12 protein-coding genes are annotated in these 12,090 nt (G+C 62.9%); 4 read left to right on the top strand and 8 right to left on the bottom strand.

Going from position 1 to position 12,090, the window contains the following annotated elements:
• The first annotated feature begins 494 nt into the window (after positions 1-494).
• Both BBA01S_RS25460 and BBA01S_RS25455 read left to right on the top strand, forming a co-directional pair.
• Positions 495-1,556, top strand: a complete 1,062-nt coding sequence (locus BBA01S_RS25460; RefSeq protein ID WP_027818911.1) for a porin — start codon at positions 495-497, stop codon at positions 1,554-1,556.
• 100 nt (positions 1,557-1,656) lie between these two features.
• Positions 1,657-2,325 carry a GntR family transcriptional regulator gene (locus tag BBA01S_RS25455; protein WP_245641592.1) on the top strand — a complete coding sequence of 223 codons (669 nt, stop codon included), beginning with the start codon at positions 1,657-1,659 and terminating at the stop codon, positions 2,323-2,325.
• A 34-nt stretch (positions 2,326-2,359) separates the two neighbouring features.
• Here BBA01S_RS25455 and BBA01S_RS25450 read toward each other — a convergent pair whose 3' ends face one another.
• The 8 genes from BBA01S_RS25450 to BBA01S_RS25415 all read right to left on the bottom strand — a co-directional run bounded on the left by BBA01S_RS25450 (position 2,360) and on the right by BBA01S_RS25415 (position 9,400).
• The gene (locus tag BBA01S_RS25450) at positions 2,360-3,547 is read right to left on the bottom strand and encodes a porin (RefSeq protein ID WP_245641584.1); all 1,188 of its coding nucleotides are present in this window, start codon (positions 3,545-3,547) and stop codon (positions 2,360-2,362) included.
• A gap of 95 nt (positions 3,548-3,642) precedes the next feature.
• Positions 3,643-4,200 (bottom strand): flavin reductase family protein, encoded by a 558-nt coding sequence (locus tag BBA01S_RS25445; RefSeq protein WP_027818908.1) that lies wholly within the window; start codon positions 4,198-4,200, stop codon positions 3,643-3,645.
• 59 nt (positions 4,201-4,259) lie between these two features.
• A complete protein-coding gene (locus BBA01S_RS25440) occupies positions 4,260-4,934 on the bottom strand; it encodes a 4-carboxy-4-hydroxy-2-oxoadipate aldolase/oxaloacetate decarboxylase (RefSeq protein WP_027818907.1) in 675 nt (224 codons plus the stop codon).
• Complete coding sequence (locus BBA01S_RS25435) at positions 4,931-5,608, bottom strand: RraA family protein (protein ID WP_027818906.1); 678 nt, start codon at positions 5,606-5,608, stop codon at positions 4,931-4,933. Before BBA01S_RS25435 ends, BBA01S_RS25440 begins: the two co-directional genes overlap by 4 nt.
• 3 nt (positions 5,609-5,611) lie before the next feature.
• On the bottom strand, positions 5,612-6,274 hold the full coding sequence (locus BBA01S_RS25430) for an RraA family protein (protein WP_027818905.1): 663 nt from the start codon (positions 6,272-6,274) through the stop codon (positions 5,612-5,614).
• Between the two features lie 16 nt (positions 6,275-6,290).
• Positions 6,291-7,295: a DODA-type extradiol aromatic ring-opening family dioxygenase gene (locus tag BBA01S_RS25425; RefSeq protein WP_027818904.1), complete on the bottom strand. Its 1,005-nt coding sequence runs from the start codon at positions 7,293-7,295 to the stop codon at positions 6,291-6,293.
• A gap of 24 nt (positions 7,296-7,319) precedes the next feature.
• Positions 7,320-8,333, bottom strand: a complete 1,014-nt coding sequence (locus BBA01S_RS25420; RefSeq protein ID WP_027818903.1) for an amidohydrolase family protein — start codon at positions 8,331-8,333, stop codon at positions 7,320-7,322.
• 104 nt (positions 8,334-8,437) lie between these two features.
• Positions 8,438-9,400, bottom strand: coding sequence for a PDR/VanB family oxidoreductase (locus tag BBA01S_RS25415; RefSeq protein ID WP_027818902.1), 963 nt, complete (start codon positions 9,398-9,400; stop codon positions 8,438-8,440).
• 284 nt (positions 9,401-9,684) lie between these two features.
• Between BBA01S_RS25415 and BBA01S_RS25410 the strand changes: the two genes are divergently transcribed.
• On the top strand, positions 9,685-10,824 hold the full coding sequence (locus tag BBA01S_RS25410; protein ID WP_027818901.1) for a WD40/YVTN/BNR-like repeat-containing protein: 1,140 nt from the start codon (positions 9,685-9,687) through the stop codon (positions 10,822-10,824).
• A 22-nt stretch (positions 10,825-10,846) separates the two neighbouring features.
• Complete coding sequence (locus BBA01S_RS25405) at positions 10,847-12,082, top strand: acyl-CoA dehydrogenase family protein (RefSeq protein WP_027818900.1); 1,236 nt, start codon at positions 10,847-10,849, stop codon at positions 12,080-12,082.
• Positions 12,083-12,090 lie beyond the last annotated feature (8 nt).

Genomic DNA, 12,090 nt, shown 5'->3' with positions numbered 1-12,090 from the left:
AGATAGTAGGCGTTTGAGCCACGGGTGACACTAGCAAAACGCGCCATGCATAATTCCGATCGCGCCAATACGGCTGGGGATAACAGACGCGCCGTCGGGCAAGTTTTGGACGGAAGCCGTCGCTTGAATGACACGGCCGCGAATACGGCGATTGGCAGAAACTGGCCGGCAGCAGAATCCGGTTTGACCCGTTCTCCGCGGGTCGTAACCGGGCGAACAGGCAGCGTGACTCCATAACGGTACCCCTGCGTTGTTTCCCCAGCCGATCAAAACTGCGCGGCGAGCGTGCTCCGATTCTTCACACGAACCCTAACTGGTCGTAAACCACTACGAACGCGATTGTTCGTTGACCCGCCTACCCATAGTAACTACGATAATAGTATTCAAAAAAGAATACTTTAAAAGAGATAGGCTCTGGTGCCCCTGGCGTGAATCCTGTTCAAGCCTTGCGTGGCGTCCAGTGTTCGACAAAAGTCTGGAGACAGGAGACGAAAGTGCACAAGAAAGTCATGGGATGCCTGATCGGGGCGTTACTTCCCTGCGCGGCGGCGCAGGCGCAGTCGAGCGTGACACTTTACGGTGTCGCCGATGTCTTTTACGGCTACTTCAAGAACTCGACGACAAGCGCAAGCAGCCTGAATTCGGGCGGCGCAGGGGGCTCGCGTTGGGGGCTGCGTGTGAAGGAGGATCTCGGTGGTGGCTTGTCGGCGATTGCCGTGCTCGAAAGCGGCTTCAACATCAACAATGGAACATCGGGCGAGGGCGGGCGTCTGTTTGGGCGCCAGTCGTATGTGGGTGTCGATAGTCCGTGGGGTTCGCTGATCGCCGGGCGTCTCCAGACCGAAGGATATACGTGGGGCGTCACCTTCGATCCGATCCTGATGGCGGCAGGGTCCGTCCTCGGCTCGATTACCGGGGAGGAGCCCCGGCCATGGATTTTCAACCCGCTGCTCGATCCCGCCCGCGAAGACAATGCCGTTCAGTACGCTTCGCCCACGTGGCATGGCATTAGCGGCACCCTCGGTTATTCGTTCGGTTCCAACCAGGGCGCCGCGACCAATACGAAATACGAAATCGGCACGCTCTGGTATACGAACGGTTCACTGGTCGCCAGCTACGGGCTCGGCCGCAGCCTCACGGTCGCGCCAGGTGCGGATAGCAACACGCTGGAGCAGGCGCTCGGGGTGAAGTACGCATTCAAGTGGGTCACGCTCTACGGCACCTATCAATGGCGCCGCAACAATCCGGGTTACACCGATAAGGCCTGGCAGGTGGGTTTTAACGTGCCGACCGGGAATGTCGGCGCTCTGGGTGTCGCATACGGTGGCCTGAGCGACGAGAACGAAGCGACGCCTGGCAACTGGAGCTTGCGTTCGTTCGCGCTAAGCTATACGTACTACTTATCAAAATCGACGACCCTGTATGCCTTCTACAAGAAGCTGCTGAATGGCGGCGTAGCGGTTCAGTCGATCTATCCGCCCGGCGGCTTGCCGGCGCCGACCATGCGCGACGAAAACGTCTCTGCACTGGGCGTTGGCATGCAGATGCGTTTTTGACCGGCGTCTGACCGGCACGCCGCGGCGGTGCGCAAAGTCATTTCACTGCCCGGCAATCCAGATATAATTCTAGATTGTATAAAATTCAGGATTGGCGGGCATCGTGGCAAGTGCAGAGCTCAACGGGATCGACCTCCCGTCCCAGATCGCGGCGGAAACCCGCAAATTGATCAACCGCGGCACGTTGGCGCCGGGCCTCCAGCTGCGCCAATCGGATCTCGCGGATCGTTTCGGCATCAGCCGCGTACCCGTGCGCGAGGCACTCAAGCTGCTGGCGGCGGAGGGCATCATCGAGCACGATGCGAATCGCGGCTTCTTCGTCGCCCAGCTTTCCAGCGACGAGGCGCGCCAGCTTTACCGTATGCGCCATCTGCTGGAGGCAGAACTGCTGGCTACAGTCGTGTGGCCCACGCAGGCGCATCTCAAGCTGCTTGAGACCATGGTGGAGGAGTTGAACCAGTTGCTCGCGGCCGGTGCTCGGGATGCCTGGATCGAGCGCCATCGTGCGTTTCATGACGCCATCTTCGATTTGTCGGAAAACAAGGTGCTCAAGCGGGAGGTGCTCAGGCTCATGCGCCTGACCGATCGCTACCGCTCGCTGGCGACCGATATCACGGCGCAGGGCGCGCACCTCGATGCGAGAATCGAAGAGCAACTGATCAAGGCGCTGGCCACGCAGAACCGGCAACTGCTGCTGGACGCGTATGACAAAGGCCGCAATATCGTGCTGACGGGCCTCATGGCGGTGTTGCAGGCACGCGGCGTTTAACGTGCATGAGGCGCGTTACCGCGCCTCGCTCATATCAGAACCTCACCAGCATCCCGAGCGCCACCACCGACTGGATATTGCCCGACGCCACGGTGTTGCCGATTTCGGCTGCGTAAGCGCCATTGGTGCGCTGGAACACACCGGTCAGGTAGATCGAGGTCAGCTTCGACAGCGCATGGGTCAACTGCAACGCAGCCTGATTGACCGTCACGTTCTTCAGCTGGCTGTTGCCGTTGGAGTAGGTGTAGGCCGCGCCCAGATACCAGTCAAACGTGAAGTCATAGCCAACACCCGTTGCCAGCGCGTAGATCCGCGCGCCGGTGTAGGTGTTGCGCGCCTGGCTGTACATCGCGCTCAGCTTGAAGTCCGAGATGCGGGTGCGCACACCGGCGAGCAGATTGGCAATACCGCCGTGACCGCCGTCTATCGCGCTGTAGTTCTGCTCGGTATACACGACAGCGGCATGGGTCTCGTGCGCGCGGTAGCTCAATACGGCGCTCTTGCCGGATTCGTTCGAAAAGTCGCCCGCCACGCCGCCGAAGCTGTACATCGCACCGATCGAGAACCCCGCGTATTCGTCCGAGACGACCTTGACGGCATTGGACATGCGCGTGCCGCCCACGCGGTCCCAATTGATTGCGCCGAGTCCGGTCGGCACGCCGTTGGTGATGATCGGTGCATAGGGGCCGCCTGTGATCGCCGCGCCGATCTGTGCCGGCCCCTTGACGCCCAGCAGATCTGCGCCAAAGCTCCCGGTGCGAAAGTTCAGCATGCCGCCCGCGATGCCGGTCGCGGGATCGATGCCGCCAATCAGAAAGTAGTCGAAGCTGAAGTCGTTTTGTTGCCCCATGCGGATACTGCCCAGGTTGCTCTGACGCAAGCCGACCCACGCGGAATTTTCGAACAGCGCGCCGTGCGATTGCGGCGAAAGACTGCCGTTGCTCAGGCCGATCATCGAATCGAGGCTGAAGTTGGCGCTGAGGCCACCGCCGAGATCGTCAGTACCACGAAAAAAGATCTTGGTGGGAAAGATCGCCGAATCCTGCATCTGAACGAGCCGCGCACCGTTTGAATCGCGGTACGCGGTCACGCTCTCGTCCAGAAACCCGCCGATGGTGTACATCGCCTGCGCATGCGCGGCGCCTGCGTAGCCGGCAAGCGCGCCGGCCACGAGCATGGCGTGTGAAAGCGGATAGTGCCTCCTGCTGTCTTGCCGAAACATGGTGTCTCCTCACTTTGTCTTCGTCTATCGCGATGTTGTGTGACGGGAAAACGTGTGTCGATGTATCGGTGCGTCGATGGCTTCGTGTCGAACAATCAGCTTTGGCGGACTTCCTCCGGGTCCCAGCTGGAAATCCAGAGCAGATCGGCCACCGGCACGGTTTGCGCCGAGGCGAACGAGCCATAGGCGCCACGCGCATAAAGCAGCGGCGTGTCATCTGTCGGCGTGATCTGAACGGCGTGAATCGCGCCGAATAGCACCAGATGCGTGCCGGCTTCGATCACGCGCTCCACGTGGCAGTCGAAGCTGGCGAGCGCGTGGGCGAGCACCGGCGCGCCCGTGTCGAGCGTGGCCCAGCGGCCTTCGGCGAATTTATCGTCGGGTGCGAGTGGGCTGGCGAATCGATTGGCGAGCGCCATGCCGGCCTTGCCAAGCACGTTGACCGCGAAATGCCCCGCGTCACGAATCGCGCTGGACGACGCGCTGCTGCGGTTCACGCAGACCAGCAAGGTCGGCGGCTCCGCGCTGACCGAACAAACAGCGGTCGCGGTCAGACCGCTGCGCTGGCCATCGGCCGAGCAGGTGGTCACAAGGCAGACGTGCCCCGTCAGGCAGCGCATGGCGGCCTTGAATTGCGTGATGTCGATGGTCATGGTCGGTTCCGGCCTCAGCCGGCGGAGTGCGCCTGCTGAGGCCTCGTTGCGGTGGGATGTCATTGCCAGCCAAAGATGCCGAGCGTCGTTTCGCCCGCTTTCAGTCGGCGCAACTGATCAGCTTCCGCGGCCTCGCGTGCGTGGCCCGCGTCGATCGCCAGCGCGGCCTGCTGGCGCGCGACGCACACCACGCCGTCCTCGTCGCCCACGATCAGATCGCCCGCATGCACGGTGGTGTTGCCCACGCGCGTCGGCGCGTTGATCCAGCCGCGTGCGCCGAAGTCCTTGCCCGTACCCTGGATCGCCAGACCTCGCGCGAAAACGGGAAAGCCGATCTGTTCGAGCAGCACGCGGTCGCGTACACAGCCGTCGATCACCAGCCCGCCGAGCTGGCGCACCTGGCTCGCGGTGGACATCACTTCGCCCCAATAGCCGTGCTCGTAGGCATCGCCGACCGAAACGACCAGCACGTCGCCCGGTTGCGCGGCGTAGATGGCGCGGTGCAGCCAGAGGTTGTCGCCGCCCGGCGCGTGAACCGTGACCGCCGCGCCGCAGACCTTGAATCCCGGCGCGACCGGTTTGATCGCTGCGGGCAGGGCGCCGCGCTTGCCTGCGGCTTCGTGCAGCGTGGCGCTGGGCAGCGCGCGGGCGGATTCGACGAGTGCGGCGCTGACGCGATCGATATCGAGCTGGGTCGTCCCGGCCGGGTCGAGGCGCTGATTGTCTGCGCTCATGCGGCCTCCCCGTGCTTGCGCGTTTGCAACTGGTGATATTTGTGCTGGCGGCGCGCTTCATCGAGACGCATCCCGGATGCCACGGCCGCGCGGATCGCATTTTCAGCCGCGTCGATTTCCTCGGCGATGGCGAGAATGCGCTCCTCGTGTTCCTGAGCGATAGCCACGAGGCCATCGGCGTCGCCGCGCAGCAGGTCGCCCGGCGCCACGCGCACGTCGCCGATATTGACGGGCACGTTCACGCCTTCCACCTGCACGCGGTCCTTGCCGGTACGCATCCAGTGATCGCGCGAATACACCGGATAGCCGAGCGACAGGCACAGATGCACATCGCGATTGATACCGTCGATCACCGTGCCGGCGACGCCGCGACGATGCGCAATCTCGGTCATGATGTCGCCCCAGACCGTGGCGTCGGCGCGTCCGCCGTTATCGAGCACGACCACGGCGCCGGGCGGTACATCGTCGATGAAGTCGCCCACCGTGCCAGGCGGCGTGGCCGCCGGGCCGTATAGCACCGTGAATGCGCGACCCGTCATCCTGAATGCGCTGTCGCGCGGTTTGATCAGACGGCACTGCCCGTTGATGCCGAGGCGGTCCATCGCGTCGCTGAGCGTCGCGGTGTCGAGCCGCGCGGCGCGCGCGACGTTGTTGTCCTGCTTGAGCGTTTCCATGGTTCAGTCCTTGAGCATGAATTCGTAGTTGCCGCCCATCACCTGGCTGATGGGCGTCTGCGCAAGCACGGCTTTGGCCATGCGGGCTTCGCGCGAAACGATGGCTTCGGCGCTGTCCAGCACGCGTTCGATGTCAGCCGCGCGGATAAAAATCACGGCGCTGCGGTCGGCCACGACGTAGTCGCCCGCATGCAGCGTCACGCCGAAGACCTCGATTGCCACGTTGGTCGCCTTCTCGACGATGCGCCCGCGTGCGGTGCGCGCCGTCAACGCGTTGGCGAAAACCGTGAACTGCATCTCGCGGGCTTCGTCGATGTCGCGCACGGGACCATCCGCGATTACGCCCGCGATGCCTTTGACCTTCGCGCCGAGCGACAGCAGGCCGCCCCAACTGCCCGCTTCGATGCCAGTGCGCTGCTCGACGACGATCACATCGTCCGGGCCCCCGAGTTCGATGGCGGTCGTGCCGAGATGGCGCGGCTCGCCGGGCGCGGGCGCGCCGGTGCCGAGCTTGACCGTGATGACGCGGCCTGCCAGCCGCCCATTGCCCGCGGCTTGTTGCACACCGCTGACCACGCCGCCCAGTTCGAGTTTGTCGAGCGCATCGGAAACGGCGCAGCAGTCAAGTCTGCGCAGACGCCGCACGTATTCGTTTGTCTGTGTCATAAACCGGTTTCCTCGATCAGCAAGGTTGTTGCGGGCGCCAGCATGCAAAGCCCATGGCGTTGCCGGTGCCTGCTTCGGTGCGGTAGCAGGGGATGTAGTCGATCAGTTCCATGTCGAAACCGAGTTCGTCCATCGCGCCCGCGACCGGAATCCAGTTCTTGATCTCCGACGTGCCGGCCTGGAAGATCGCTTCGCCCAGCGCTTCGACGGACGCTGGATCGTGCGCTTTCATGGCGTCGAGAATCGCGTGATCCACGCGTTCATCGATCACGAAATGCGTGAGTCCGCCGGAGGCGATCAAGGCGACGCGCAGGTCGCTGTCCCACGATGCGATGGCGCGTCCGAGCGCGCGCCCGAATTCGTAGCAGCGTCCGATGGTCGGCTGATTCGGCGGATAAAAGGTGTTCACCAGCACCGGCACGGTGGGCACGACGCGGTCTTTCATCAACTGGCGAAACACGAAGCCGAACGCGTGCGGCGTTTCGGTTTCGGAAAGCCGCTTGAGCGCGGCAACGTCAAAGCGTTCGGCGATGGCCGTTTCAATGATGTGGCGCGCAAGCGCCGGCACGCCGCTATAGCTGGCGGTCTGCGGCATATAACCGGGCATGGCGTGCGCAACGCCTTGCGGCAACGCGGCGATCTTCTGCTCGCTAATCATGTTGTTGACGATGGTTTCGCCCCACATGACGCTGAACGCCGGCACGCAGGTATCGTCGAAGATCTCCATCTGATCGTTGCCGACGATCACCACCACATCCGGGCGCGCGTCGTCGAGAATCTGCGACATGCGCCCGATTGCGGCCTGACACGCGGCATGCCGTGCGCGCCAGACCTCCGGCGTAGTCTGTGCGTGCAGATTCTCTGCGCGCCGAAACTCGACGAGTTCGTCGAAACGCCACTGACGGCCTTCGAAATGATGCGTGCTGCGCCGGTCGTCGGGCACGCGCGAATCCCATGTGTGGGGCGGTGTGACGAGCATGGGGCCGTGCGACGTGCCCATGCCCAGAACGATCTTCGCCATCGATAAGCTCCGGTGAACGACGGCTCAGCGATACGCCGAGAGGTCGAGGTTGAACAGATCGCGTGCATTGCCGAAGAAAATCGCATCCTTGTCTTCGGGCGAAAGCCAATCGAAGCCTTGAATAAAGGGCTTGATATCGTCGAACGTCTTACCCGTGGCCGGATTCACCACCGAACCGACGCCGGGGCATTCCGCGCCGAACAGGCAGCGGTCGGCGCCTACCGTCTTGATCAGCAGGCGCAATGATTCTTCGGAGTACAAAACAGTGTCGTAATAAAGATTTCGCATGCCGGCGAGAAAGTCGCGTCCCGCGCGCGCGGCGCCCGACTGAAAGCGGCCGATCTGATAGGGAATCGAGCCGCCGCCGTGCGACACGAGAATCTTCAGCTTGGGGAAATCCTTGAAGACGTCGGAATTCACCAGACCGAATACGGCGATGGTTTCTTCGTTGATGAAATGCACGGTGTACGGCGAGCGCGCCGAATGCGATCCGGTTGCATGAATGTGGGCGGGCACATCCAGTTCGCAGAGCTTTTCGTAAAGCGGATACCAATAGCGGTCGCCCAGCGGCGGTGCTTCGCTGCCGCTGTTCTCATACGGATCGGGGTTCAGCAGCACGCCGCGAAAACCGAGTTCTTTTACACAGCGCGTCAGTTCCGGCAGGACATCTTCGATCGGCTCGCCTGCGACCTGCGGCAAACCGCCAATGCCGATAAAGCGTTTAGGCAGCAGCTTCACGGTGCGCGCAATGATGTTGTTGGTTTCTTCCGTGAACCAGTGCACGAGCTTGCCGGGCTTCTGGCTGTGCATCATCTGGAACGGGCGCGGCGAGAGCAATTGCACGGTGGTGCCAACGCGGTCGAGCATGTCGATATGTCCCGCCGGGCCCATCTCCTTGCGGTTCGCGTAGTGCAGGATTTCCTCATCGCTGACTTCCGGCATGCGGCGGCCGTGCTCCCCGCGGTGCGAAAGAATGTGTGCTTTGTAGACCCACAACTCGGCTGGCGGGCTGACGTGGCCGTGGCAATCGATGATCATCAGTGTCTCCTTGGGAATGTCGGGAATGAGCGTGCGCGGCCTTCGCACCGTCGCAACGGGCCGCGAAAACGCAAGGGTTGAAGCAGGGCGCTTTTGCCGTGGCGTTACAGATCGAGGACCAGCCGGTCGCCCTTGCAGCCAGAGCAACAGATGATCATGGTGTTATTGGCGGCCTTTTCCGGCTCGGACAAAATCGCGTCGCGGTGATCGGGTTGCCCTTCCAGCACACGTGTTTCGCAGGCGCCGCATACGCCTTCCTCGCAGGAATACGCGACATCGATGCCCGCTTCGCGCAGCACGTTGAGGATGGTCTTGCCGCCTGGAACCGCGAAGGACTTGCCGCTGCGGCGCAACTCGACCGTATAGCCGCCCTCCAGCGCCGCTTCCTGCTTCGCCGTGAAATATTCGACGTGGACCTGCGCGCGCGGCAATGACCCGGTGGCCGCTTCGAAGGCCGCGAGCATCGGGCCGGGGCCGCAGCAGTAGAAGTGCGTGCCGGGCGGCTGCCGGTTCACGAGCGCAGCGATATCGAGCACACCGCCTGCTTCGGCGTCGATATGCAGATGCATGTCGGCGAATCCGGCCAGTTCTTCGACAAAGGCGGCATCGACACGCTCGCGGCACGAGTAGTAGAGCGACATCGGGCGCTCAAGCGACTTCAGGCGGCGCGCCATGCAAAGAATCGGCGTAATGCCGATGCCGCCGCCGATCAGCACTGTATGGGCGGCGTTTTCGTCGAGCGGAAAGTTGTTGCGGGGCGCTTCGATCTGCACGAGGTCGCCTGGGCGCAACTGTTCATGCATGTATTGCGAGCCGCCGCGGCTCTTGGCATCGCGCTTGACGCCCACCTGGTAAAAGCGCGGATCGGTGCTGCCGTCGAGCAGCGAATATTGCCGCACGAGGCCATTGGGTAGATGCAGGCCGATATGCGCGCCGGGCGTACCGGACGGCAGTGGGGCGCCGTCCGGGCGCTCGAAGGCATAGGCCAGGGTGTCACGCGCCAGATAGTGAATCGACGCAAGACGCAGCGTCATCAGGTCGTCGGCACGGGCTTGGGGCTCGTTCATGGCTGTCTCCGTTTCCAGTTGTCCATTTCGATCGTCTGGCGCCGCCGAATCCAGCAACGTCGGCTAACACGCGCCATCTCGATCTCTCCATCGCTCAAAACCGGCAGCCGGTTGTCGTCGCGGTGAGTTTGTTGACTCGAAATTCTTTTTTGCATATTATTTCGACTAACAAGAAAAAAGTCAAAGAATCCAGGCGAGGGAAATCCCGAGGATTCCGAAATGGGTCAACCGCGTTGGGACGGGCACTGAGCTTCGTCGAGGCGCATCCATAGGAGGAGAAGGAATTGATCGCAATCCTGTCTTGTAACGGCGGCACGGTGACCCACGGCGAAGGCCCGGCCACAACGCTGCTGGTTGCGACCTTGCGTGGCATGCAGGTGTTCGGGCGTAGCGATGAGTCCGACACCTGGCGCTTGACGCGCACGGCGCTGGAACATCTGCATGTGAGCGCGTTGCTCTACGAGCCGGAGTCGAGGTTGTTGTTTGCCGGTGCGCATGGCAACGGCGGCCTCTGGGTGAGCGAGGATCTGGGCGTGAACTGGAAACCGTGCTCTGAAGGCATCAAGAGCGCGCATATCTATACGCTGGCCGCGCAACCGCGTGCGCAAGGCGTGGTGCTCTATGCGGGTACGGAGCCTTCCGCGCTTTATCGCAGCGACGATCTGGGCAAGCGATGGACCGAGGTGAGCGCGATGCTCGAAGTGCCAGGTCAGGAGCGATGGGAGTTTCCGCCCCCGCCGCACATCGCGCACGTCAAGAACGTGGCGTTTCATCCCGATGAGCCGCAAACGCTCTACGTCTGTATCGAGCAGGGCGCATTGCTCAAGACCGTAGACGACGGACGCACATGGACCGAGCCGCGCAGCTACGAATCCGAGCAGGACAAGTTCTATCACGACAACCATCGCGTGCTGATCCGCCGCTCGAACCCCGCGCAGCTTTTCATGTGCGGCGGCGAAGGACTGCACTACAGCGCGGATGCGGGCGAAAGCTGGACGCACCTGATGACGCGCGCCGATGCGATCGGTTACCCCGACGCGATGTTCATCGATCCGCGTGACGAGAACGTGCTGTATCTCGGCGGCCCGGGCAACGCGCCGCGCGAGTGGGCCGCACGCCGCAGCGCCGACGCGAAGGTGTTGCGCAGCATCGATGGCGGCGTGACCTGGCAACCCATCCGCAACGGTCTGCCTGAGGAGATTGTCGGCAATATCGAAGGCATGGGCCTCTATCACTGGGACGACCGGATCATGCTGATTGCAGGCACGGCGACCGGCGAAGTTTATGCGAGCGAAGACGACGGCGCGAACTGGTACACCGTCGCGACCGGATTGCCGCCCATCTCGAAGGGCGGCCACTATCGCTGGTTCCTGGACGTAGCCGCGCGCGAAAAGGTTGAAGACAAGATGCGCGCGGGCGCCTGATTCATCACTGAGGAGACACATTGTGAACACATCCCCTGCGAATTCCATTGCTCAGGAGTCCAATACGTTGCCGCGCCTCGATAATCATGAGGATGCCATTGCTTGCGCACGCGCTCTGCACGAACGCATCCGGTCGCGCGCGGCACGCACGGAAGCCGACCGCATCGTGCCAGCCGAGACCATCGCCGAATTGCGCGAATCCGGCCTCTTCAATGTCGTGACGCCCAAACGTTTCGGCGGCTCGGAACTCGGCTTCGCAACCCTCGTAGAAGTGACCGCGGAAATCGCCTCGGCGTGCGGTTCCACGGGCTGGGTCTACGGCGTGCTTGCAGGCCATAGCTGGATGCTCAATCTCTTTCCGCTCGAAGCCCAGCGTGATGTTCTGGGCGATATGGGCGACGCCCGCACCCTGACGGCAACCGTGTTTCGCCTCGGCGGCACGGTCACGGAAGTGGAGGGCGGCTACCGTCTTGTCAACGGTGATGGTCGCTTCTGCTCGGGCATCGATCACGCGCAATGGGTGATCGTCGGCAATGCGGTGCAGCGCGAGAACGCGCCGCCCGAGCCGCGCTTTTTCGTGGTGCCGCGCGCGGATATCGAGATCGTCGACGACTGGCACACCGCTGGCATGCGCGGGACGGGTAGCCGTTCGATCCGCATCGCCGAAGCGTCTATTCCCGCGCACCGCTCGGTATCGGTCAAGGAGATGATGTCGGGCCAGGAGGCAACGGCGGGATCGGTCAGGGCGCCAATCTATCGCATGCCGTTCCAGAACGTGACGCCCTTTTCGTTGATCGGCGCGCCGCTTGGCATGGCGCGCGCGGCGATCCGTTCGTTTTCGGAAGGGTTGGCGCCGCGCCTCAAGTCATTCGATAGCGAGCAGATGGCGGAGCAGTCGGCCACGATGGCGCGGCTCGCCCTGGCCGTTGCCGAAGTCGATGCGGCCTTTGCGCTGGTGCGCGAGGATGCACGCCGTGTCGACACGGCGGACGATCCGAAAGCCATCTCGGCACTCGAATGGGCACGCGTGCCGCGCGACTGGGCCTACGCGGCGCAAACGGCGCGCAAGGCCGTCAACAGTCTGTTCGAGGCGGCGGGCGGCACGGGCATCTACAACACGTCCGAACTGCAGCGCGTCTGGCGCGACACGAATTCGGCGGCGCAGCACTTCGCCTTTACGTGGGATAGCGCGATGACGAATTACGGCCGCGTCGCGCTCGATCTGCCGCCGTCGAAATTTGGCCCGAAGGGCCGCTAGAAACGGAG

The sequence above is a fragment of the Paraburkholderia bannensis NBRC 103871 genome, from assembly GCF_000685015.1.
Lineage (GTDB): Bacteria > Pseudomonadota > Gammaproteobacteria > Burkholderiales > Burkholderiaceae > Paraburkholderia > Paraburkholderia bannensis.
The sequence above is the reverse complement of the archived record's forward strand: the minus strand, read 5'-3'. Positions and strand labels throughout refer to the sequence as shown.

Coding starts and splice junctions, on each gene's coding strand:
- BBA01S_RS25450 (WP_245641584.1), bottom strand. CDS start 3,547: ATGTTTCGGCAAGACAGCAGGAGGCACTATCCGCTTTCACACGCCATG.
- BBA01S_RS25445 (WP_027818908.1), bottom strand. CDS start 4,200: ATGACCATCGACATCACGCAATTCAAGGCCGCCATGCGCTGCCTGACG.
- BBA01S_RS25440 (WP_027818907.1), bottom strand. CDS start 4,934: ATGAGCGCAGACAATCAGCGCCTCGACCCGGCCGGGACGACCCAGCTC.
- BBA01S_RS25435 (WP_027818906.1), bottom strand. CDS start 5,608: ATGGAAACGCTCAAGCAGGACAACAACGTCGCGCGCGCCGCGCGGCTC.
- BBA01S_RS25430 (WP_027818905.1), bottom strand. CDS start 6,274: ATGACACAGACAAACGAATACGTGCGGCGTCTGCGCAGACTTGACTGC.
- BBA01S_RS25425 (WP_027818904.1), bottom strand. CDS start 7,295: ATGGCGAAGATCGTTCTGGGCATGGGCACGTCGCACGGCCCCATGCTC.
- BBA01S_RS25420 (WP_027818903.1), bottom strand. CDS start 8,333: ATGATCATCGATTGCCACGGCCACGTCAGCCCGCCAGCCGAGTTGTGG.
- BBA01S_RS25415 (WP_027818902.1), bottom strand. CDS start 9,400: ATGAACGAGCCCCAAGCCCGTGCCGACGACCTGATGACGCTGCGTCTT.